This window comes from Streptomyces sp. NPDC055239, assembly GCF_053606205.1.
The window spans coordinates 656,302-677,601 of record NZ_JBSGRD010000002.1 but is presented as its reverse complement, the minus strand read 5'-3'; the positions used below and the strand labels follow the sequence as shown (position 1 = coordinate 677,601).

The 21,300-nt window shown below is 71.6% G+C and carries 19 protein-coding genes; 8 read left to right on the top strand and 11 right to left on the bottom strand.

The features are described from left to right. The first annotated feature begins 14 nt into the window (after nt 1-14). Entirely contained in the window at nt 15-1,925 is a 1,911-nt protein-coding gene (locus ACWFRJ_RS09185; RefSeq protein ID WP_453526178.1) for an ABC transporter ATP-binding protein, read from the top strand. Nucleotides 1,926-2,008: 83 nt separating this feature from the next. Here ACWFRJ_RS09185 and ACWFRJ_RS09180 read toward each other — a convergent pair whose 3' ends face one another. The 5 genes from ACWFRJ_RS09180 to ACWFRJ_RS09160 all read right to left on the bottom strand — a co-directional run bounded on the left by ACWFRJ_RS09180 (nt 2,009) and on the right by ACWFRJ_RS09160 (nt 9,070). Then, complete coding sequence (locus ACWFRJ_RS09180) at nt 2,009-3,340, bottom strand: RNA polymerase sigma factor (RefSeq protein WP_453526174.1); 1,332 nt, start codon at nt 3,338-3,340, stop codon at nt 2,009-2,011. A gap of 118 nt (nt 3,341-3,458) precedes the next feature. Further along, entirely contained in the window at nt 3,459-5,366 is a 1,908-nt protein-coding gene (gene dnaG / locus ACWFRJ_RS09175; protein WP_453526171.1) for a DNA primase, read from the bottom strand. 44 nt (nt 5,367-5,410) lie between these two features. Next, nucleotides 5,411-6,673 (bottom strand): NAD(P)/FAD-dependent oxidoreductase, encoded by a 1,263-nt coding sequence (locus tag ACWFRJ_RS09170; protein ID WP_453526168.1) that lies wholly within the window; start codon nt 6,671-6,673, stop codon nt 5,411-5,413. A gap of 127 nt (nt 6,674-6,800) precedes the next feature. Next, entirely contained in the window at nt 6,801-8,114 is a 1,314-nt protein-coding gene (locus tag ACWFRJ_RS09165) for a deoxyguanosinetriphosphate triphosphohydrolase (RefSeq protein WP_453526165.1), read from the bottom strand. 23 nt (nt 8,115-8,137) lie between these two features. Continuing rightward, nucleotides 8,138-9,070: a sirohydrochlorin chelatase gene (locus tag ACWFRJ_RS09160; RefSeq protein WP_453526162.1), complete on the bottom strand. Its 933-nt coding sequence runs from the start codon at nt 9,068-9,070 to the stop codon at nt 8,138-8,140. 162 nt (nt 9,071-9,232) lie between these two features. On the opposite strand from ACWFRJ_RS09160, the gene ACWFRJ_RS09155 reads away from it, so the two are divergent. Beyond that, nucleotides 9,233-9,988, top strand: coding sequence for a SanA/YdcF family protein (locus tag ACWFRJ_RS09155; protein WP_453526159.1), 756 nt, complete (start codon nt 9,233-9,235; stop codon nt 9,986-9,988). Between the two features lie 124 nt (nt 9,989-10,112). After that, a complete protein-coding gene (locus ACWFRJ_RS09150; RefSeq protein ID WP_453526156.1) occupies nt 10,113-12,227 on the top strand; it encodes a molybdopterin oxidoreductase family protein in 2,115 nt (704 codons plus the stop codon). A gap of 59 nt (nt 12,228-12,286) precedes the next feature. On the opposite strand, the gene ACWFRJ_RS09145 is transcribed toward ACWFRJ_RS09150, so the two are convergent. Then, entirely contained in the window at nt 12,287-12,592 is a 306-nt protein-coding gene (locus tag ACWFRJ_RS09145) for a DUF6355 family natural product biosynthesis protein (protein ID WP_453526154.1), read from the bottom strand. Between the two features lie 174 nt (nt 12,593-12,766). Next, nucleotides 12,767-13,207 (bottom strand): gamma-glutamylcyclotransferase family protein, encoded by a 441-nt coding sequence (locus tag ACWFRJ_RS09140; RefSeq protein WP_453526151.1) that lies wholly within the window; start codon nt 13,205-13,207, stop codon nt 12,767-12,769. 185 nt (nt 13,208-13,392) lie between these two features. On the opposite strand from ACWFRJ_RS09140, the gene ACWFRJ_RS09135 reads away from it, so the two are divergent. Both ACWFRJ_RS09135 and ACWFRJ_RS09130 read left to right on the top strand, forming a co-directional pair. Continuing rightward, nucleotides 13,393-14,079 (top strand): hypothetical protein, encoded by a 687-nt coding sequence (locus tag ACWFRJ_RS09135; RefSeq protein ID WP_453526148.1) that lies wholly within the window; start codon nt 13,393-13,395, stop codon nt 14,077-14,079. After that, a complete protein-coding gene (locus tag ACWFRJ_RS09130) occupies nt 14,076-15,431 on the top strand; it encodes an ATP-binding protein (protein WP_453526145.1) in 1,356 nt (451 codons plus the stop codon). Before ACWFRJ_RS09135 ends, ACWFRJ_RS09130 begins: the two co-directional genes overlap by 4 nt. Nucleotides 15,432-15,457: 26 nt before the next feature. Here ACWFRJ_RS09130 and ACWFRJ_RS09125 read toward each other — a convergent pair whose 3' ends face one another. After that, a complete protein-coding gene (locus ACWFRJ_RS09125) occupies nt 15,458-16,090 on the bottom strand; it encodes an NADPH-dependent FMN reductase (RefSeq protein WP_453526142.1) in 633 nt (210 codons plus the stop codon). Nucleotides 16,091-16,260: 170 nt separating this feature from the next. On the opposite strand from ACWFRJ_RS09125, the gene ACWFRJ_RS09120 reads away from it, so the two are divergent. From ACWFRJ_RS09120 to ACWFRJ_RS09110, 3 genes are all read left to right on the top strand, one after another. Continuing rightward, nucleotides 16,261-17,046 carry an aminotransferase class IV family protein gene (locus ACWFRJ_RS09120; protein ID WP_453526139.1) on the top strand — a complete coding sequence of 262 codons (786 nt, stop codon included), beginning with the start codon at nt 16,261-16,263 and terminating at the stop codon, nt 17,044-17,046. 329 nt (nt 17,047-17,375) lie between these two features. Continuing rightward, the gene (locus tag ACWFRJ_RS09115; RefSeq protein WP_453526136.1) at nt 17,376-17,963 is read left to right on the top strand and encodes a hypothetical protein; all 588 of its coding nucleotides are present in this window, start codon (nt 17,376-17,378) and stop codon (nt 17,961-17,963) included. 126 nt (nt 17,964-18,089) lie between these two features. Further along, complete coding sequence (locus ACWFRJ_RS09110) at nt 18,090-18,719, top strand: class F sortase (RefSeq protein ID WP_453526133.1); 630 nt, start codon at nt 18,090-18,092, stop codon at nt 18,717-18,719. Between the two features lie 28 nt (nt 18,720-18,747). Here ACWFRJ_RS09110 and ACWFRJ_RS09105 read toward each other — a convergent pair whose 3' ends face one another. The 3 genes from ACWFRJ_RS09105 to ACWFRJ_RS09095 form a co-directional block, all read right to left on the bottom strand. Next, nucleotides 18,748-19,530 (bottom strand): sulfite exporter TauE/SafE family protein, encoded by a 783-nt coding sequence (locus ACWFRJ_RS09105; RefSeq protein WP_453526130.1) that lies wholly within the window; start codon nt 19,528-19,530, stop codon nt 18,748-18,750. 69 nt (nt 19,531-19,599) lie between these two features. Then, nucleotides 19,600-19,791, bottom strand: a complete 192-nt coding sequence (locus ACWFRJ_RS09100; RefSeq protein ID WP_453526126.1) for a hypothetical protein — start codon at nt 19,789-19,791, stop codon at nt 19,600-19,602. A 16-nt stretch (nt 19,792-19,807) separates the two neighbouring features. Beyond that, nucleotides 19,808-21,259 carry a ferredoxin reductase family protein gene (locus tag ACWFRJ_RS09095; protein ID WP_453526122.1) on the bottom strand — a complete coding sequence of 484 codons (1,452 nt, stop codon included), beginning with the start codon at nt 21,257-21,259 and terminating at the stop codon, nt 19,808-19,810. Between the last annotated feature and the right edge of the window lie 41 nt (nt 21,260-21,300).

Below are 21,300 nucleotides of genomic sequence, written 5' to 3'. Positions count from 1 at the left end.
TGCCCCCTGGTGGCATGGGTGGACCGATGATGGGTCCGGACTCCAAGTCCATGGACTTCAAGGGGTCAAGCAGACGGCTCCTCGCGCAGTTCAAGCCGGAACGCACCACGATGTACGGGATGATCGGCGCCGGAGTGCTCAGCGTGGCGCTCAGCGTGCTCGGCCCCAAGATCCTCGGCAAGGCGACCGACCTGCTCTTCGCGGGCATCGTCGGCCGTGACATGCCGGACGGCGTCACCAAGGACCAGGCCATCGAGGGCCTGCGCGACAAGGGCGACGGCGGCATGGCCGACATGCTCTCCGGGGTCGACTTCACCCCGGGCAAGGGCATCGACTTCGGCGCCATGGGCGAGGTGCTTCTGCTCGCTCTCGGCGCGTTCCTGATCGCGGGACTCCTGATGATGGTCGCGACGCGGCTCTCGAACCGCGCCATCAACAAGACCGTCTTCAAGATGCGCGGCGACGTGCAGGAGAAGCTGTCGCGGCTTCCGCTGTCGTACTTCGACAAGCGGCAGCGCGGTGAGGTGCTCAGCCGGGCGACGAACGACCTCGACAACATCGGCCAGACCCTCCAGCAGACCATGGGCCAACTGGTGAACTCGCTGCTCACCATCGTCGGCGTACTGGTGATGATGTTCTACGTCTCGCCGCTGCTCGCCCTGGTGGCCCTTGTCACCGTGCCGCTGTCGTTCTTCGTGGCGACGAAGGTCGGCAAGCGGTCGCAGCCGCAGTTCGTGCAGCAGTGGAAGACCACGGGCAAGCTCAACGCGCACATCGAGGAGATGTACACCGGGCACACCCTGGTGAAGGTCTTCGGGCGCCAGGAGGAGTCGGCGAAGGCCTTCGCCGAGCAGAACGACGCACTGTACGAGGCCGGGTTCAAGGCGCAGTTCAACAGCGGGGCCATGCAGCCGCTGATGTTCTTCATGTCGAACCTCAACTACGTGCTCGTGGCCGTGGTGGGTGGCCTGCGGGTCGCGTCCGGGTCCCTGTCGATCGGTGACGTACAGGCCTTCATCCAGTACTCGCGGCAGTTCTCGATGCCGCTCACGCAGGTCGCGTCGATGGCGAACCTGGTGCAGTCCGGCGTCGCGTCCGCCGAGCGGATCTTCGAGCTCCTCGACGCGGAGGAGCAGGAGGCCGACCCGGTACCGGGCGAGCGCCCCGACCAGCTGCGCGGCAGGGTCGAGATGGAGAAGGTGTCCTTCCGCTACGAGAAGGACAAGCCGCTCATCGAGGACCTGTCCCTGAAGGTCGATCCCGGCCATACGGTGGCGATCGTCGGCCCGACAGGCGCGGGCAAGACCACGCTGGTCAACCTCCTTATGCGGTTCTACGAAGTCACCGGCGGGCGCATCACGCTCGACGGGGTCGACATCGCGAGGATGTCGCGCGACGAACTGCGCTCGGGCATCGGCATGGTGCTCCAGGACACCTGGCTGTTCGGCGGCACCATCGCGGAGAACATCGCGTACGGAGCGGCCAAGGACGTCACCCGCGAGGAGATCGAGGAGGCTGCGCGGGCGGCCCACGCCGACCGCTTCTGCCGCACGCTGCCCGACGGCTACGACACGGTGATCGACGACGACGGCACGGGGGTGAGCGCGGGCGAGAAGCAGCTGATCACGATCGCGCGGGCGTTCCTGTCCGACCCGGTGATCCTGGTCCTCGACGAGGCCACGAGCTCGGTCGACACCCGTACCGAGGTGCTGATCCAGAAGGCGATGGCGCGGCTCGCCCACGGGCGGACCTCGTTCGTCATCGCCCACCGGCTCTCCACGATCCGGGACGCGGACACGATTCTGGTGATGGAGAACGGGGCGATCGTGGAGCAGGGCACGCACGACGCTCTGCTGGCGGAGGAAGGGGCTTACGCCCGTCTGTACGCCGCTCAGTTCGCGCAGGCCGTGGCCGAGGTCGACTAGCGCCGCTGTGGGAGCGGGGTTCTTGCGCGTGCCCGTCGTGTGTGGCTGAGCGCGCAGTTCCCCGCGCCCCTACGGGGCGCTCCTCAGTCCAAGTAGCCCCGCAGCTGGTCCGCGAAGGCGTGGTCACGCAGTTTGTTGAGGGTCTTGGACTCGATCTGGCGGATGCGTTCGCGGGTCACGCCGAAGATCCGGCCTATCTCCTCCAGGGTGCGGGGCCTGCCGTCCGCGAGGCCGTAGCGCAGCTGGACCACCTTGCGTTCGCGCTCGCCGAGCGTGGAGAGCACCGCCTCCAGGTGTTCGCGCAGGAGCAGGAAGGCCGCCGATTCGACGGGGCTCGCGGCGTCGCCGTCCTCGATGAGGTCACCGAGCGCGACATCGTCCTCCTCGCCCACGGGCGCGTGCAGCGACACCGGTTCCTGGGCCAGGCGCAGGACTTCGCTGACCCGCTCGTGCGGCAGGTCCAGTTGGGCGCCCACCTCCTCGGGGGTCGGTTCGTACCCCCGCTCCTGGAGCATGCGGCGCTGGACGCGGACGACGCGGTTGATCAGCTCCACGACGTGCACCGGTACGCGGATGGTGCGGGCCTGGTCGGCGAGGGCCCGCGACATCGCCTGGCGGATCCACCAGGTCGCGTACGTGGAGAATTTGTAGCCGCGTGCGTAGTCGAACTTCTCGACCGCCCTGATCAGGCCCAGGTTCCCCTCCTGGACGAGGTCGAGCATGGTCAGCCCGCGCCCCACGTACCGCTTGGCGACGGAGACGACCAGGCGGAGGTTGGCCTCGATAAGGCGGCGCTTGGCCATCCGGCCCACGACGACCAACTTGTCCAGGTCGAGGGCCAGTTGCGAGTCGAGGTCGGTGGCAAGGCGCAGCTTCTCCTCGGCGAAGAGACCGGCCTCGACACCGCGTGCGAGTTCCACTTCCTCCGCCGCCGTGAGCAGGGGGATCCGGCCGATCTCGCGCAGATACTGGCGGAACAGGTCGGACGACGGGCCGCTGGTGTCGGCGCGGCTGCGGGGAGCGGGCGGCAGCGGCAGCGCGTCGCTCTCCGGTTCGAGGGCCTCCGGAGCCTCCGGGGCCTCCCCGGGCTCGGGGGGCTCCTCCGCTTCGGGGCTTTCGGGTCCCGCTTCCGGGTGCCGTGCGGCTCGGCTCTGCGGCGGCACGGTCGCGATGACGTCCGTATCCGCCTCCGCCTCCGCTTCCGCTTCCGCGGCAATGGCGGTCTCGGTCTGGCTGAGGGTCTGGGTCTGCACGGGGGCGACCTCCATGATGATCGCTGCTGAGGCGTGCGGCAGCGGTACAGCGGGATCGGCATAGACGGCCTCGCCGCTGTCCGTCCCGAACACGATGTGTGGAATCGCGGGTATGTCGGATCCGCTGTGTGCGGGCCGGCCGCGCTCCGAGGACTCAGGCACCGCAACCCAGTGTGGGGCACGACACACGGCCGCCACGAGGGGCGTGCGGTGACTTTCTGAGTCCGGTCCGTAACCGCGTGGTTACCCCACGGGTAACCAGTCTCGCGCTATCCGAACCTCAGAGTGCGCCCGCGCCGCGCTCGCGCAGCGCCCTGCCGTACTGCTGGAGGACCCACAACTCGTTCTGTACGGCTGCGAGTTGGGCGGGGTCACCCTGACCGCTCAGGCGGGTCAGACTGCCCTGGACGTCGCGGATACGGCGGTCGACGGCGCGCAGCCTGACCTGGACGAGCTGATCGCCCGCGTAGATCTCGTCCACCGATCTGCGCAGGATCGCCTCGACGGCAAGCTCGGTGACCATGGCGCGGACCGTGTCGTCCGGCGCGGCGTCCAGGACGCGGGCGAGGTAGGGCTGCGACTCGGAGATGCCCCCCTCGGCGCCGCCCGCCTCCTCGACGCACTGGCGCACCGCGGCGTACGGCGGGGCCGTGAACTCGTCCGCGCCGTACGCGTCGAAGGCCGGGGAGACCAACTCGGGTCGCTGCAGAGCCAGTTTGAGCAGCTCGCGCTCGGTGCGGTGCGCGGGGCTGCGGAGCGTGAGCGCCGGTCCTGAGGGCGCGGAGGGCGCGGAGGCCTCGTACTGCTTGCCCTGGTGCGTGCGCTGCTGCTGCGGGGCCGGGCCCCTGCCGCCCCGGTCGCGGGCCCAGCGCGCCAGCTGTGCCACGCGCTTGACGACGAACTGGGTGTCCATGATGCCGAGCATCCCGGCGAGCTGGACGGCCACTTCGTGCTGCGCGCCGGTGTTCTTGATGCGGGCGACGACCGGCGCCGCCTCGTCGAGGGCGGCGGCGCGGCCCGCGGGGGTCTCCAGGTCGTACCGCGCGACGATCTGGCGCAGCGCGAACTCGAAGAGCGGCGTGCGGGGTTCGACGAGGTCGGCGACCGCCGTGTCCCCCTTGGCCAGGCGCAGCTCGCAGGGGTCCATGCCGTCGGGCGCGATGGCGATGTACGTCTCGGCGGCGAACTTCTGGTCGTCCTCGAAGGCGCGCAGGGCGGCCTTCTGGCCTGCCGCGTCGCCGTCGAAGGTGAAGATCACCCGCGCCGAGCCGTTGTCCATCAGGAGGCGGCGCAGGATCTTGATGTGATCGGCGCCGAAGGCGGTGCCACAGGTCGCGATGGCGGTGGTGACACCGGCGAGGTGGCAGGCCATGACGTCCGTGTACCCCTCGACGACGACCGCGCGGGAGGTCTTGGCGATCTCCTTCTTGGCCAGGTCGACGCCGTAGAGCACCTGGCCCTTCTTGTAGATCGGCGTCTCGGGGGTGTTGAGGTACTTCGGGCCGTTGTCGTCGTCGCGCAGCTTGCGCGCGCCGAAGCCGACGACCTCGCCGCTGATGTCGCGGATGGGCCACATCAGACGGCCGCGGAAGCGGTCGATGGGGCCGCGGCGGCCGTCCTGGGAGATGCCGGAGAGCGTGAGCTCCTTGTCGGTGAAGCCCTTGCCGCGCAGGAACCGGGTGAGGTGGTCCCAGCCCGCCGGGCTGTAGCCGACGCCGAAGTGCGCGGCGGCGGCCTGGTCGAAGCCCCGCTCGGCGAGGAACTTGCGGCCGATCTCCGCCTCGGGGCTCTCCAGCTGGTCGATGTAGAACTGCGCGGCGATCTTGTGGGCCTCGACGAGGCGGATGCGCTCGCCGCGCTGGTTGGTGGGGTTGTACCCGCCCTCTTCGTACCGCAGCGTGATGCCCGCCTGGGCGGCGAGGCGCTCGACCGTCTCCGAGAAGGTGAGGTGGTCGATCTTCATCACGAAGGCGATCGTGTCGCCGCCTTCCTGGCAGCCGAAGCAGTGGAAGAGACCCTTGCTCGGGCTGACCTGGAAGGACGGTGACTTCTCGTCGTGGAAGGGGCACAGGCCCTTGAGGTTGCCTCCGCCCGCGCTCCGGAGCTGGAGGTAGTCGGAGACCACGGCGTCGATCGGGACCGCGTCCCGAACCGCCTTCACGTCCTCGTCATTGATCCTGCCAGCCACGTAGGAATACTACGGCCCACGTGTGACACTCCCGCCAGGACCCGTCACCCGAGCAGCGACTCCAGGGGGACGGACGGGTCGGAGAGGGATTCGGCGGGCGGCCGCGCACCCGTGCGGATCAGCTTCTGGATGGTGTCCGTGACGTCCCACACATTGACGTTCATCCCGGCCAGGACGCGCCCCTCGCTCAGCCAGAAGGCGACGAACTCGCGCTTGCCGGCGTCACCTCTGACCACGACCTGGTCGTACGACCCCGGGGGCGCCCATCCCGAGTACTCCAGGCCCACGTCGTACTGGTCGGAGAAGAAGTAGGGCACGCGGTCGTACGTCACGTCCTTGCCGAGCATCGCGCGCGCCGCGGCCGGGCCGCCGTTGAGCGCGTTCGCCCAGTGCTCCACGCGCAGCCTCGTGCCGAAGAGCGGGTGGTGGACGGCGGCCACGTCGCCCGCCGCGAAGATGTCCGGGTCCGAGGTCCGCAGGGAGGCGTCGACCACGACACCGCCGCCGTGCGCGCGGTCGGCGATTTCAAGCCCTGCGGACTCGGCGAGCGCGGTGCGCGGGGCGGCCCCGATCGCGGCGAGCACGTCGTGCGCCGGGTGCTCCTCGCCGTCGTCCGTGCGGGCGGCGAGGACCATGCCGTCCTGGCCCGCGATCTCGGTGAGTCTGGCGCCGAAGTGGAAGCGGACGCCGTGCTCGGCGTGCAGGTCGGCGAACATCTGGCCGAGCTCGGGACCCAGGACCGCGTGCAGCGGGGTCGGCTCGGACTCGACGACGGTGACCTCCGCGCCGTACGTCCGCGCGGCGGCCGCGACCTCCAGGCCGATCCAGCCCGCTCCGGCGATCACCAGATGGCCGTTGTCCCGGCCGAGACTGGCCAGAACCTGACGCAGCCGGTCGGCGTGTGCGAGGCGGCGCAGGTGGTGCACGCCCACCAGGCCGGTGCCGGGAACGTCCAGACGGCGCGGTTCGGCGCCGGTGGCGAGGAGGAGTTTGTCGTAGTGGATGACGGCGCGGTCGCCGAGGTGGACGGCCTTGGTCGCGCGGTCGATGGAGACGACGGTCTGGCCGAGATGCAGCTCCACGTCCGACTGCGCGTACCAGGCGGGTTCGTGGACGTAGACGCTGTCGCGCTCCTCCTTGCCCAGGAGGTATCCCTTCGACAAGGGTGGGCGCTCGTACGGGTGGTCGCGTTCGTCGCCGATGAGGATCACCCGGCCGGTGAAGCCCTCGGACCGGAGCGTCTCGGCCGCTTTCGCGCCCGCGAGACCTCCTCCGACAATGACGAACGTCTGATCCGCGTCGACCACTTGGTGCCTCCTCAAAGCCTTGCCGTCAGGGGAGCGTCCCGCACGGAGCGTGATGGGGGAAGGGGTTGCGAACCGATCCGGCCAGTTTTCGTCACGCCCCGTGGTCGATCGGCTCATTTCGCATATGTCAGGGGTGTTTTGCGGTGAGCCGTGCGTGCAGGGACCGCGCGGCGGCGTCCGTGAGCGACGCGATCTGGTCGATGACGACGCGCAGCGCCGCGCGGTCGTCGCGCGCCGTGAGGTACAGCGCGCGGAACTGCGGGTCGAGTCCTTCGGGGGCGCGGGCCGTGAGCGCCTCTGCCAGCTCGGCGACGACGATCCGCTGGTCCGCGCGGAGCCGCTCCTGGGCGGGGCGCTGCATCACGTAGCGGTCGGCGACGGCCTTGAGGACCGCGCACTCGTGGCGGGCCTCGCGCGGGACGACGAGCTCGGCGCCGTACCGGGTGAGGGGGCCCTTGCCGTACCGCGCGCGGGTGGCGCTCTCCGCGGCGAGACAGAAGTGGCCGATGAGCTGGCTCGTGGCGTCCTTCAGACGGCCCTGGGCGACGGCGGAGCCGTCGTACCCGTGCGGCCACCACTCCTGGTCCAGGAGGCGGTCGAGGGCCTCGGAGAGCTCTTCGGGGTCGGTGTCCGCCGGTACGTAGCGGCCGATGGCGACGGCGAAGATGTCCTGGCGCTCGGGCTCGGCGTGCAGCAGGTTCGGGTCGAGGTGTCCGGCGTGCAGGCCGTCCTCCATGTCGTGCACCGAGTACGCGACGTCGTCCGACCAGTCCATGACCTGCGCCTCGAAGCAGGTGCGGCGGCCCGGTGCCTCCTTGCGGACCCAGTCGAAGACAGGGCGGTCGTCTTCGTAGACCCCGAACTTGGGGGACGCCGGGTCGGTGGGGTGGGCGCCGCGCGGCCAGGGGTACTTGGTGGCGGCGTCCAGGGCGGCGCGGGTCAGGTTGAGCCCCACGCTGACGGGTTCGCCCGTCTCCTCGTCCGTGACGAAGCGCTTGGGTTCGATACGGGTGAGGAGCCGCAGGGACTGGGCGTTGCCCTCGAAACCGCCGCAGCTCTCGGCGACTTCGTTCAGGGCCTGCTCGCCGTTGTGCCCGAAGGGCGGGTGCCCCATGTCGTGGGAGAGGCAGGCGGTCTCCACCAGGTCGGGGTCGCAGCCGAGGGCGGCGCCGAGCTCGCGGCCGACCTGGGCGCACTCCAGGGAGTGCGTCAGGCGGGTCCGCGCGCTGGCGTCCCACGCCTCGTTGCTGCGTGTGCCAGGGGTGACCACCTGGGTCTTTCCGGCGAGGCGGCGCAGCGCGGCGGAGTGCAGCACGCGCGCGCGGTCCCGCTGGAAGGCGGTGCGCCCCGGCCGTTTGTCCGGCTCGGTGGCCCATCGCTCGACTGCGGCCTTGTCATAGGCCGCCTCAGCGTCGTACACGTTCGGTGCGGTGCCTTCCATGCACCGACAGTAAACGAAGGACTTCAGGCGGAGGTCAGCTGACGGGTCGGCTGACGGGTCGGCTCCTGCGCGGCGGCCGGGGCCGCCGTGGCGTCCGTACGGGCCTGGTCGTAGCGGTGCAGGAGGAGGCGGGCCATCGCCCGGTGGGCGCCGAGCGGGGCCGAGGCGATCCAGGGGGCGGCGTCGGCGCACTGCGTGGCGAAGCGTCCTGGCGCCGTGAAGTACGAGGCCACAGCGGTGTGGTGGCGGCCACGGGCGGCGAGGGCACGCACCGCTGCGGGCACGCCGAGCGGACAGGCGGCGGTGGGCGACGCGTACGCGGGCACCACCGGTACGCCGATCCGCTCGGCGAGGAGGTCCGCCGTGCGCCGGGTGTCCGTGGCCGATTCCGGGTCGCGCGAGCCCGCGGCGGCGAGGATCACTCCGCCGGTGCGCCGCCCCGCCTTGCCGAGCCGGGTCGGCAGGCCCGCGTCGACGAGCCGGTCGTACAGGGCGTCGACGAGCAGCGAGTGCGGGCCGAGCGGCGCGGCGACCCGTGTGCCGAGGTGCGTCGCGTCGGCGGCGGCCTGGGGAATGTCGTGCTTGACGTGGTGGCCGCGGCCGAGCAGCAGCGGCACGAGGACGGCGGATCCGGTCGCCGCGGCGAGGGTGTCGGTGAGCAGCGGCTCGTTCAGCTCGATGTGGCCGAGGCGCACGGTGAGTCCGGGCCGCAGCTCACGGACCCGTTCGATGAGCGCGGTGACGGTGGCCAGGGCGCGGGGATCACGGCTGCCGTGGCCGACCACGACGAGGGCGGGCGCCGGTGCGGGTGCGGTCCGGCGGCTGCCGTCGAGCGACACGCGGTTGAGCTGGCTGCCGAGCTGGCTGGTGATCCGGTCCATGAGTTGCGCCGTACTTTCGAGAGGGGTGCTGCCAATGCTGCCGGACTCGTCGCGAAGAGGTTTCGACGGCGTCATGGACAGAGGATGGACGGGCCGTATTGCCGTCGCGTTGCGCGCCGGTGACGGGTCCTTTCAGCCTGGCTCACCGATGGTGCCGCGGCATTGTCAGTACGGTCGCTTACCGTTGTCCACAGTGATCGGATCGGGGGATCCGGCTTCGGGGCACGGGGGATCGGGATGAAACGGCCGGGATGGATGCGGAGGTCGGGGGCGAAGGAGCCCTCCACCGTACGGGTCTGGGCCCGTGGGGGCGTGGCCCGGTTGCGCCGCCTGCGGCTGCCGCGCACGCGGCAAGGGCAGCGGCGGGCCGTGCAGGTCTTCATGGCCGTCTGCGTGGTGGCGCTGCTGCCCGCGACCTGGCTCTTCGTGACGGCGGACGGGCGGCTGCGCACGACGGCCGACGTGCCGCACACGCGGGTCGCGGTCGTCTTCGGCGCCGGGCTGTGGAAGGGCGAGCCCTCGCCCTATCTCGCACACCGCCTGGACGCGGCGGCCGAGCTGTACGAGGCGGGACGGATAGAGGTCGTGCTCGTCACGGGCGACAACAGCCGCGAGGAGTACGACGAACCGGACGCCATGCGCACGTATCTGACCGAACGCGGCGTGCCGAGCCGCCGCATCGTCAGCGACTACGCGGGCTTCGACACCTGGGACTCCTGCGTCCGCGCCAAGAAGGTGTTCGGCGTCGACCGGGCGGTGCTGATCAGCCAGGGTTTCCACATACGCAGGGCCGTCGCGCTCTGCCGCGCCGCGGGCGTCTCGTCGTACGGCGTCGGGGTCGACGCCAAGCACGACGTGACCTGGTACTACGGCGGCGCGCGGGAGGTGTTCGCGGCCGGCAAGGCGGCGCTCGACGCGACACTGCGGCCCGATCCGCACTTCCTGGGCCCCAAGGAGCCGGGTGTGCGCAACGCTCTTGCGGCGCGGCGCTGAGGGACGCGGGGGTTCGGGTCCCTCAGGCCCTCACAGCGGGGCCGGGCGTCGGCTGAGGGGGGCGTACCGGCGGCGTAACGCGTTGGGGCGGGGCGTGTAACACGCGCGCCGGACTCTGGTCGCCATGCACACCGAGGCGACACCGACCCACTGTCCGTACTGCGCGCTGCAATGCGGAATGGGCCTGGCCACCGGCCCCGGTGGCGGGGTGGAGGTCGTGGAGCGTCCCGGGTTCCCCGTGAACAAAGGCGCATTGTGCGGCAAGGGCCGTACGGCGCCCGCGGTGCTCTCCTCCCGGGTGCGCCTGACCGAGCCGCTCATCCGGTCCCACGCCACGGGCCGGCTCGAACCGGCCACCTGGGAGGAGGCGATCGGCCGCGTCGCCGAAGGGCTCGCCCGCACGCGCGGGGAGCATGGCGCGGACGCGTGCGGGGTGTTCGGCGGCGGGGGCCTGACCAACGAGAAGGCGTACGCCCTGGGGAAGTTCGCGCGGGTGGCGCTCGGCACGTCGCAGATCGACTACAACGGCCGGTTCTGCATGTCGTCGGCGGCAGCGGCGGGGCAGCGGGCCTTCGGGGTCGACCGTGGCCTGCCGTTCCCCCTCGAGGACATTCCGCGCACCGGCTGTGTGATCCTCGTCGGCTCGAACCTCGCGGAGACGATGCCGCCCGCGCTGCGGTATCTGACGGAGCTGAGGGCGAACGGCGGAAAGCTGATCGTCGTCGACCCGCGCAGGACCCGCACCGCCGAGCAGGCCGACCTCCATCTGGCGCCGCGCCCCGGCACCGACCTCGCTCTCGCGCTCGGCCTGCTGCACCTGGTGGTGGCCGAGGGGCGGACGGACGAGGCGTTCATCGCGGAGCGGACGAGCGGCTGGCAGGAGGCACGGGCGGCGGCGATGGCGCACTGGCCGGAGTACGTGGAGCGGATCAGCGGCGTTCCCGTGCCCGAACTCCGGGAAGCGGCGCGGATGTTCTGCGACGCCGAAGCCGGGATGGTGCTCACCGCACGCGGGCCCGAGCAGCAGTCCAAGGGGACGGACACGGTCGGCGCCTGGATCAACCTCTGCCTGGCGACGGGCAACGCGGGCCGCCCGCTCGCCGGGTACGGCTGTCTGACCGGACAGGGCAACGGGCAGGGCGGACGCGAACACGGCCAGAAGGCCGACCAGTTGCCCGGCTACCGCAAGCTGACGGATCCGGCTGCGCGGGCGCACGTCGCGGGGGTGTGGGGCGTCGACCCCGACTCGCTCCCCGGCCCGGGACGGTCGGCGTACGAGCTGCTCGACGCGCTCGGCGGGGACATCAAGGCGCTGCTCCTGATGGGTTCCAACCCGGTCGTCTCCGCGCCGCGCGCCGCGCACGTGGAGGAGCGGCTGCGCTCGCTGGACTTCCTCGCGGTGGCCGATGTCGTGCTCTCCGAGACGGCCCAACTGGCGGACGTCGTCCTGCCGGTGACGCAGTGGGCCGAGGAGACGGGGACGGTGACGAACCTGGAGGGGCGGGTACTGCTGCGGCGCCGGGCGGTGAGCGCGCCCGACGGCGTACGGAGCGACCTGGACGTGCTCCACGGTCTCGCCGCACTCCTCGGCCACGAGAAGGGCTTCCCGACGGACCCGGAGGAGGTCTTCGAAGAGCTGAGGAGGGCGAGCGCGGGCGGCGTCGCGGACTACTCGGGGATCTCGTACGCGCGGCTGAAGGAGGGCAACGGGGAAGGGGTGTTCTGGCCCTGCCCCGGCATGGAGGGCCAGGAGGGTGAGGAGAGCGAGAGCGACGCCGGGCACCCCGGAACGCCCCGTCTCTTCCTCGACCGGTTCGCCACCGATGACGGGCGGGCACGCTTCGTGCCGGTGGCGCATCGGGGCGCCGCCGAGGAGCCGGACGCGGAGTATCCGGTGCTCCTGACCACGGGGCGGGTACTCGCCCAGTACCAGTCGGGGGCCCAGACGCGCCGCGTCGACGAGCTCAACTCCGCCGCTCCCGGCCCCTTCGTGGAACTGCATCCACGCCTGGCCGCACGCCTTGAGGTCGGCGACGGCGAACCGGTGACGGTCGTCTCGCGGCGGGGGCGGGCCGTGGCCCCTGCACGGATCACGAGCGCGATCCGCTCCGACACCGTCTTCATGCCGTTCCACTGGCCGGGCGAGGGCCGCGCCAACTCCCTGACGAATCCGGCACTCGACCCGGTGTCGCGGATGCCGGAGTTCAAGGTGTGCGCGGTGCGGCTCGAGCGGGCATAGCGGCGGGCCGGGGTCGCGCGGTCGCACCACCCCGGCCCGCGGTCATACGCGCAGGAGAGTCAGCAGGTGCGCCCGGTGTAGTGCGCGCCCTGGATCTTGCTCGCCGATCCCAGCCAGCTCCTGCCCGGACCCACACAGCGCTCGTAGTCGGGGGCCATCGACACCTCCACCTTGATGACCACGTTCGAGCCGTCGCCCGTGCAGTGGTTGTAGAACGCGTCGCTGCCGGTCTCGTAGAACCCGCAGGGGTCCATGACGGCCGTCGGGGCGGTCGGGGCGTGAGCTGTCGCGGAGGCCGCCACGGGGAGGCCGAGGGTGAGGGCTACGGCGCCGACGAGGGCCGGCAGCGAACGGCGAAGGCTCATGGGGCAACTCCTGCTTGAGGACGTGGTGCTCACGCACCGACTCGCGCACCGACTGGTGCACACGGAGCGTCGCACAGCATCGACCCTCCGTGATCACGCGATTCGATCACGTCGCCCGCACGGGTGACGGAGTCCACCGGATCGCCCCAGCCCGGCCCAGACCGCCCCAACCCCTCAACGCCGCGCCCGGAACGACGCCCAGTCCCCTCCCCCGATCAGCGCCCCCGAGGCACGCAGCCTCGCCGCCACCGACGGCGCCGCGACATACACCCACGCGCGCGCCGCGACCCCGTCCAGGAGGGTCACCTCGCGCTCCACGCGCTCGTACAGGTTGCGGGGGTCTCCCGGCGCGTAGTGCTCCAGTACGTCGAGACCGGCGAGGAGCCGTTCGTACGCCGACGGGTGCGCGGCGATCAACTCGCCCCGCACCGGGCCGCCTTCGGGTTCCTCCACCAGGTACGGATAGCCGGGTCCTTCGTAGAGGAGCGCTCCCGCGAACCTGGCTGGCAGCTCGGTCGTGACGTTGCCGCGCAGGTGGACGTCGTGGTTCGGCTCCCCGGGGCGCAGCGTCCCGTACACGAAGAACGGCAGCCGGGTCTCGTACGTCGGCGTCATGCACACGATTGTCGCCGGACCGGGCCGGACGCGGGGCAGAGGGTGACGGAGGGGGACGGAGGGGGGCGGAGGGGACAACCGGCCAGGCCGAAGGTCCTGACCTCCACGTTTCCACCCCACTCACCCCCATCTGTTACACAACATCCTGCTTTCCGTGATGGACGCTTCTTACGGTCGGTGGAGCCATGAAGCCCACCCGCACCCGCACCCGCCGCCTGTGCCGCGCCGCCCCCTTCGCCGTCGCGGCGGCCGTCGTGCTGGCCGGATGCGGCAGCGTGGACGGGCTCGGCGCAGGTGAGCCCGCGCCGTCCGTGTCCGTGCAGCCGCACCCGGAACCGCTCTGGTCCGCCTGGTCAGGTACGTCGTCCGAGGCGCCCGGCGCCGAGACCGCCACCCACCAGCCGCCACCGGAGCCTCTGGAGGGACTGCCGAAGCTCGGCAAGGGCGGGCTCCGCACGGTGGACTTCCGCGAGGTCCTGCGGGCCGATCCGCGGATGGAGCCGATCGCCGATCGCGGCGAGATCGACCGCCCCGGCCGGGTGGGACTCCGGCCGCCGCTCCGGACGGACCTGACGGGCGACGGGCAGCCCGAACTGCTCGTGGCCGCCGACACGGAGAGCGGACGGAGCGTCCTCGCCGTCTACACCGAGCGCGAGGGCCGCGTCTACCCGGTCCTGTTCACCACGGGCAAGCGCATGAACGTCGAGACGCTCGGCCCGGACCTGTTGGTGCGCAGCCACTGCACGGGCGGCGGCGAGCAGGCCGTGCGGTTCCACTGGGACGGCGTACGGATGTCCACGGTGAGCGACATCAAGAACTACAAGCACAAGCCTGTGGACAGCACGTCGGGTGGCACGGGCGGGCAGAGGTGAGGGGCGTCGCCCGGCGCGCCCGCGCCGCGCTCAACGCCCTCGGTCTGCGCTGGAAGATCGCCGCGCTGCTCGCCCTGGGCTGCGCGGTCGTCGCCGTCGCCATCGGGGTACTCGTCCACCAGGCGCGGCTCGAACAGGTCTCCGCGGGCGCCAGGTCCGGGGCCACCGCGCAGTTGGTGCGGGTGCGCCAGCTGTACGAGCTGACGGGGCAGGTCGACACCGACGACGACGCCGGTACGGACGCCGCCGTCGACGCGCCCGACCTGCCCCCGTCACTGCGGGCCGCGGCCCTGGACGGGCGGCGGACCACGTACCTCGACATGGGCGCCGACGATCCCGTCGTATGGGCGGCGCGTCCGGTCGGCGACCATGTGCTCTCCGTCCGCGAGTCGCTGGACGATGAGACCGCCGAGATGGCGGAGTTCGACCAGCAGCTGCTTGCCTCGGGCGCCGTCATCGTCCTTCTCGCCGCGCTCGGCGGCGCCGCCCTGGCCAGCCGCCTCAGCCGCGAGCTGCGGACCGCGGCGGCCATCGCGCGCCGCATCAGCCAGGGCGACCTGGACGCCCGTATCAATCACCCACGACCACCGGGCGGGGAGACAGGAAACAGGCCGGGCAGCAGGCCCGGCAACAGGCCCGGCAAGGACGAGGTGGCCGAACTCGCCGCCGCCGTCGACACGATGGCGGCGTCCCTGCAACAGCGCATCGAAGCCGAGCAGCGCTTCACCGCGGACGTCGCCCACGAACTGCGCACCCCGCTGACCGGTCTGCACACCGCGGCCGAGCTCCTGCCGCAGAGCCGGCCCACGGAACTCGTGCGCGACCGGGTCAGCGCCCTGCGCACCCTCACCGAGGACCTGCTCGAAGTGGCGCGGCTCGACGCGGAGATGGAGCGGCCCGACCTGGAGACACATCCGCTGGGCACGCTGACCGAGGGGATCGTGCGGCGGTCGGGGTACCCGGTGCGGTTCACGGCGGGGCGTGGCCCGGACGGCACGGACGACGGCACGGACGACGACACGGACGACACGCTCGTACGCACCGACGTGCGCCGCCTGGAGCGGATCGTCGCCAACCTCGTCGCCAACGCCCGCAGGCACGGCGCGGAACCGGTCGACGTGCGGGTGGCCGGAGCCGTGGTCACCGTGAGCGACCACGGGCCCGGCTTCCCCGCGCACCTCCTGAAGGACGGCCCGCGGCGCTTCCAGACCGGCGCCCGTGAGCGCGGCCAGGGCACGGGCCTCGGCCTGACGATCGCGCTCGGCCAGGCGCAGGCGATCGGCGCCCGGGTGGAGCTGCGCAACGCGGAGGGCGGCGGCGCGGTGGCGGCGGTGCATCTGCCGGAGGCCTAGGGCCCTGGGCGCCCTCATGGTGGCGATCAGCTGCCGTACGGGCGGACCTCCTTGGCGCCGCGCAGCGCCCACGCCCACCAGTGCAGCTGGTCGAGCATCGACTTGGCGGCGGCGTTCGCGCTCGCCGGGTCCTTGTGGGTGCCGTCGTCGGCGAAGAGGGCGCCCGCGTTGTGGAAGGAGACGGTGTCGCGAATCGTCATGGTGTGCAGCTCGGCGAAGACCGGACGCAGGTGCTCGACCGCGCGCAGGCCGCCGGAGAGCCCTCCGTAGGAGACGAAGCCGAGGGGCTTGGCCTGCCATTCGGCGTTGTGCCAGTCGATGAGGGCCTTGAGGGACGCGGGGTAGGAGTGGTTGTACTCGGGGGTGAGGACGACGAAGGCGTCGGCGGCGGCCAGCTTCGGGGTGACCTTGCCGAGTTCGGCGACCACTTCGGGCGACGGGTTGAAGGAGAGCGAGGTCGGCAGATGGGATTCGGCCAGGTCGACGACGTCCACCTCGAAGTCCGCGTGTTCGCGGATCCGGGCCAGGAGCCAGTCGGCGACGATCGGCCCGAAGCGGCCCTCGCGGTTGCTCCCGATGATGACGGCGACGCGGAGGGGCGTGGCGCTTTGGGGGGTGGTGGTGGACGTGGAATCAGCAGCAGTCGTGTTCTGAGTCATGAGAAGAGCCTCGTTGCTCAACCTTGGTTGAGGTCAAGCGATTCCTGCGGCGAGTTCGGCGGAGGGCTGCGGTGAGTTCAGCGGACGACTGTGGACGGCTGCGGTCGGCTGCGGTCGGCTGCTGGATCGCTCCCTTAAGGGCCTCTCCCGCACGTCGTACCGTGTGGCCCATGACAACTCCCGCGCCTCTGCAGCGCCTTGAGATCGACGGCCGGGCCGCCACCGCCGACCGACTGCTGTGGCCCGCTCTCGGCGGCACAGGGCACTTCACCGCGATGCAGGTCAGGGGCGGCGCGACGCGCGGGCTCGGGCTGCACCTGGCCCGGCTCGACGCGGCCACCCGCGAGCTCTTCGACCGGGAGCTCGACGGCGAGTACGTCCGCGAGCTCATCCGGAGCGTGCTCCGCGACGACATCGCCGACGCTTCCGTACGCGTCCACGTCCACGCACCGGAGGGCGAGCCGTCCGTGACGGTCACCGTACGGGCGCCGGGCACGATGTCCGAGAGCCCGCAGGCGCTGCAGGCCGTCCCCTACCAGCGGCCCTTTCCGCACATCAAGCACTTGGGCGGCTTCGGACAGGCCCGCTACGGGGACCTCGCCCGGCGTGCGGGATTCGACGACGCGCTGCTCACCGCGCCCGACGGGACGATCAGCGAGGGCGCCGTCACGAACATCGCCTTCCACGACGGCTCGGAGATCGTCTGGCCCGACGCCCCCTGCCTGGTCGGCATCACCATGCAACTGCTCGAACCGAGGCTCGCGGCCGCCGGTCTCCCCACGCGCCGGGCCCCGGTCACACTCGGGGACCTCTCCTCGTACGAGGCCGCCTTCGTCACGAACGCGCGGGGCATCGCACCTGTGCGGCGGATCGACGGCACGGAGTTCGAGGTCGACGAGAAGCTGATGGGGACTCTGGCGGGGCTCTACGCCGACGTTCCCTGGGACACCGTCTGAGGCGTAATCAGGTCTGCGGAGGTACTCCGGCAGGGTCGCGACGGGGTGGCGACAGGGTGGCGGCAAGGTCCCGGCGGGCCTCTGGGTCACCCATTCACAGGCGCCGCGCCACCCCTTCGGACTCTTCTCCGCGACACGCCGGGTGACCTGCTGGAATGTTCCCGTCGAAGTGTCAGAAGCCGCTCCACCACCGGGTTTCTGACCGGCCTTCAGGAGGCGTGCGCCGCCGAGTGCCACTTACCTCGGTAGAGCGGGGTTCGACCGACGCAGTGGCACTTGGAGGTGCCGCGGGCCGTGCCCTCTGAAGGTCCCTCGGAGGAGCAAGCACGATGCGCAAAGCCCGCCTGCTGACCACCGCCGCGCTCGCCGTCGCATCGGCGGGGCTGCTGGCACCCCCTGCGGTCGCGACCGCGTTCGCGACCGTGTCCGCGACCGCCTCCACCTCCGCATCCGCCGCCGGAGGAGGCCTCGAGGTCCATCCCGGCACGGTCATGCCCGGCTCCACGGTCACCGTGAACACCACCGCCTGCGGCAGCGACGGGAGCGCTTCGGGCGATGCCAGCGCGGTGGGCGCGGGTACGTTCACGCTCTCGCCCGGCACCCACAAGGAGAACGCGGTCGGGCGGTTCAAGGTGCCGCCGTCGGCTCAGCCGGGCACCTACGAGATCGCCGCCCAGTGCTCCGGTTCCGGCGCGGACGGCAAGCAGGTGGTGGGCGATCTGATCGTGACGATCACCTCGACCGCGGCCGCCCGCGAGCAGCAGCAGGTGGCTCCGAAGGGACATGTGAAGACGGGGGTCGGCGGCGCTCTCGGCCCCGACCCCGTGCAGACCGCGGCGGGTGTGGCGGCGCTTGCCGTCGCCGCCGCGGGCGGTACCTGGCTCCTGCATCGCCGGGCGAGAGGCGACAGGATCTGACGGACACCCTCCGCTGTCCACCGGTACCGCCAGCCCCCTCCCTCTCCGGATCCGCCTGCCCCTCGCGGACCCGGAGAGGGATGCGGGGACCGGCCTCCCCGAACCCTGAGGGGGACGAGTCGAGTGATGCGCAGAAAGTTCGCCAACTCCGCCATGGGCGCGGTCACCGTCCTGGCGCTCTGCTCCGGTGCGTGGCTGCTGCGCAACGGCACCGAGTCCCATCCGCCGCCCCAGCCGTCCGCCGCGCAGGCCGCGTCCGCCCATCCTCACCCGGACCGCGCACCGGCCGTCGCGGCGCTCCCCCCGTCCCCGCCCGACCGGATCCGGATCCCGGCGATCCGGGTCGACGCGCCCCTCATGGGGCTCGAACTCACGCGGCAGGGCAGCCTCGACGTACCGCCTCCGAAGAAGACGAACCTCGCGGGCTGGTACGAGTCGGGGACGACGCCCGGAGAGAGCGGCACGGCCATCGTGGCGGGGCACGTCGACAACGCCGACGGGCCGTCCGTCTTCTACGACCTGGGCGGTCTGACCAGGGGCCGCACCATCGAGGTCGAGCGCAGGGACGGCAGCGTGGCGGTGTTCACGGTCGACGCGAACGAGGTCTACGACGCGAAGAAGTTCCCGGACGACAAGGTGTACGGGCGGGCGGACCGCCCGGAGCTGCGGGTGATCACGTGCGGCGGCGGCTATTCGAGGAAGACGGGCTACCAGGGCAATGTGGTGGTGTTCGCGCACCTGACGGGCGTGCGCTGACGCCTCGCCGGGCGCCGGGCCAGTTGTCCTAGGCGAGCCACTGCTCGTACGCCATCTTCGCCACGAGTCCGAACACCGTGGTGAGCAGCACGATCCGTACGAAGCCGCTGCCCTTCTTCAGTGCGGTGCGTGCGCCGAACATGCCGCCCGCGAGGTTGAAGACGGCCATCAGAGCGGCCAGTTGCCACAGGACCGCGCCCTGCCAGGCGAACATCGCCAGGGCGCCCCCGTTGGTACAGCAGTTGACGATCTTGGCGGTGGCGGATGCGGACACCAGGTCGAGGTGGAGTACGGCGGTCAGCGCGAGCACCAGGAAGGTGCCGGTGCCGGGCCCGATGAGGCCGTCGTAGAACCCGATGCCGAGGCCCGCGAGGCCGATGGCGGCGAGGATGCGCTTGGGCGAGGCGGGCCGGGCGGGGGGCGCGGTGCCGAAGGCGGGCCTGAAGATGACGAAGGCCCCGACGCCGAGCAGCACCACCATGATCACGGGCTTGAGCACCTCGGTGCTCATACCGGCGGCGAAGAAGGCGCCGCCCATGGACCCGGCGAGCGCGGCGAGCCCGATCCGTACGGCGGTGGACACGTCGACGGGCGTCTTTCTGACGTACGTCACCGCGGCCCCGGCCGTCCCCACGATGGCGACGGCCTTGTTCGTCCCGAGGGCGTGCGCCGCCGGGGTCGACCCCGGAAGGCCGAGCAGCAGCGCGGGAAGGAGCAGGAGTCCGCCCCCGCCGACCACGGCGTCGATCCAGCCGGCCGCGAGTGCGGCGACGCAGAGGACGACGACGGTGGTCAGAGATATGTCGGGCATGGTCTAGACCCTATGGAGGGGCCGATCATGCCGTCCACGAAATCAGGGAGAGTTGAGGGTCTTCAGAGGTTAGGGCGCCGCCTGAGGTGCCGGGACTCCCGCCGGGGCACGATCGGGAGCGGGTGGCGCCGCCGGGTCGACCGTGAACGCGAGGACCGTGGCGACCAGCGCGCTCGCTCCGGCCAGACCCGTCGCCAGCTTGCGGCGGCCCCGCAGGGTCGGGCCCTGGGCCGGGCCTACGGGTTTGCGATGCCGTCCCATGTCAGCTCGGCCCCTCTCAGAAGGTGAAGCACTCGGCGTGGATGCGTTCCTCGGGCACTCCGGCCCGTACGAGGGCAGCGGTGGCGGAGGTGGTCATTCCGGGCGGCCCGCACAGATACACGTCGTGCTCGGCGAGGTCCGGGATGAGGTTGCGCAGGGCCTGTGGGGCGAGCGGGTCGAAGGAGGCGTCGGAGCGGCCGAGCAGATAGTGCAGCCCCGCTCCCCTGCTCCGGGCGATCGCCTCAAGCTCCTCCCGCAGCACGAGCTGCTCGGCGCTGCCCGCCCGGTAGAGCAGGGTGATGTCGCCGGGGCCGCCGGGCAACGTCTCGAACAGCGCCCGCATCGGGGTGATCCCCACGCCTCCCGCGAGCAGCAGCACTTTTCTCCGCGTACGCCGATGAGCGGTGAGCGCCCCGAAGGGCCCCGTGGCGAGCACCCTTGTCCCCGGCTTCAGGCGCCGCATCCTCCGCGTGTGATTCCCGAGGGCCTTCACCGTGATCCGGAGGGTGTCGTCGCGCACGGGAGCGGAGAGCGAGAACGGCAGCGCGGTGCGCCAGAGCCTGCGCCGCAGGAAGCGCCAGCGGAAGAACTGTCCGGGTTCGGCCCGCAGGCCGTCGAGCCCGATGCCCTGCATCACGACCGACACGACACCGGGCCCTTCGTCGCGTACGTCGATGACGCGCAGGCTGTGCTTCAGCGCCTGCCGCACGGGTACGACGACGCGGTACCAGACCAGCAGGACCGCCACCGTGGCGTGCAGCATCGACCACAGCCACACCGTCAGGATGCTGCCCGCCACGTCAGGCCCTGCGAGCTGGTGCACGAAGGCGAGTGCCGCGCCGAGATAGGTCAGCAGATGCACGGCCCGCCACGTCTCGTGCGGGACGCGGCGCCGCATCGCACGCGCCGATGTGACGCCGACGGCCATGAGCAGGGCGGTTCCGACCGCGGCGAGGGCGAGCCCTGGATAGCCGAGCAGGTCGAGGGTGGCGCTGAGGAGATCGGTGTCGGCGTGGGCGGCGTATCCGCACAGGGCGAGCAGGGCGTGGGCCAGGCACAGGGTCAGTACGTAGCGGCCGCCGAGGGCGTGCAGCCGCGCGAGCCGGTCGGCGCCGACGCCGTGCTCGACCGCGGGTACGCGGGCCATCAGGAACAGCATGACGAGAATGCCGTACCCGGCGAGCAGCCCGCTGAGGTGGGCGCCGGTCGCGAAGAGCACGTCGAGCCGGGCCGAGGGCTCGGCCTGTACGGCCCAGAGCGCGGTGACGGCGAGGCCTGTGGCGAGGATTCCGTTGCGGAGGGCGGTGTGCGTGACGCGGATCGGGGGGACGGGGTGCCGCGGAGGTGTCTTTGGCATCGGGGGAATCTGCATCTGGATCTGCTGAATCTGCGGTCCCTCCGTCTGCCGCAGGTACGCGGACAGCGCGGGGTACGCGTCAAGTCGGGAATCGGCTACCTCGGTGGTCACCGCCGCAGACTAGGCGCGGGGCGGGGGTAGAAGTGGCTGGT

Coding starts and splice junctions, on each gene's coding strand:
- ACWFRJ_RS09120 (WP_453526139.1), top strand. CDS start 16,261: ATGACAACTCCCGCGCCTCTGCAGCGCCTTGAGATCGACGGCCGGGCC.
- ACWFRJ_RS09115 (WP_453526136.1), top strand. CDS start 17,376: ATGCGCAAAGCCCGCCTGCTGACCACCGCCGCGCTCGCCGTCGCATCG.
- ACWFRJ_RS09155 (WP_453526159.1), top strand. CDS start 9,233: ATGAAACGGCCGGGATGGATGCGGAGGTCGGGGGCGAAGGAGCCCTCC.
- ACWFRJ_RS09125 (WP_453526142.1), bottom strand. CDS start 16,090: ATGACTCAGAACACGACTGCTGCTGATTCCACGTCCACCACCACCCCC.
- ACWFRJ_RS09110 (WP_453526133.1), top strand. CDS start 18,090: ATGCGCAGAAAGTTCGCCAACTCCGCCATGGGCGCGGTCACCGTCCTG.
- ACWFRJ_RS09160 (WP_453526162.1), bottom strand. CDS start 9,070: ATGACGCCGTCGAAACCTCTTCGCGACGAGTCCGGCAGCATTGGCAGC.
- ACWFRJ_RS09145 (WP_453526154.1), bottom strand. CDS start 12,592: ATGAGCCTTCGCCGTTCGCTGCCGGCCCTCGTCGGCGCCGTAGCCCTC.
- ACWFRJ_RS09135 (WP_453526148.1), top strand. CDS start 13,393: ATGAAGCCCACCCGCACCCGCACCCGCCGCCTGTGCCGCGCCGCCCCC.
- ACWFRJ_RS09185 (WP_453526178.1), top strand. CDS start 15: ATGGGTGGACCGATGATGGGTCCGGACTCCAAGTCCATGGACTTCAAG.
- ACWFRJ_RS09100 (WP_453526126.1), bottom strand. CDS start 19,791: ATGGGACGGCATCGCAAACCCGTAGGCCCGGCCCAGGGCCCGACCCTG.
- ACWFRJ_RS09150 (WP_453526156.1), top strand. CDS start 10,113: ATGCACACCGAGGCGACACCGACCCACTGTCCGTACTGCGCGCTGCAA.
- ACWFRJ_RS09165 (WP_453526165.1), bottom strand. CDS start 8,114: ATGGAAGGCACCGCACCGAACGTGTACGACGCTGAGGCGGCCTATGAC.
- ACWFRJ_RS09105 (WP_453526130.1), bottom strand. CDS start 19,530: ATGCCCGACATATCTCTGACCACCGTCGTCGTCCTCTGCGTCGCCGCA.
- ACWFRJ_RS09140 (WP_453526151.1), bottom strand. CDS start 13,207: ATGACGCCGACGTACGAGACCCGGCTGCCGTTCTTCGTGTACGGGACG.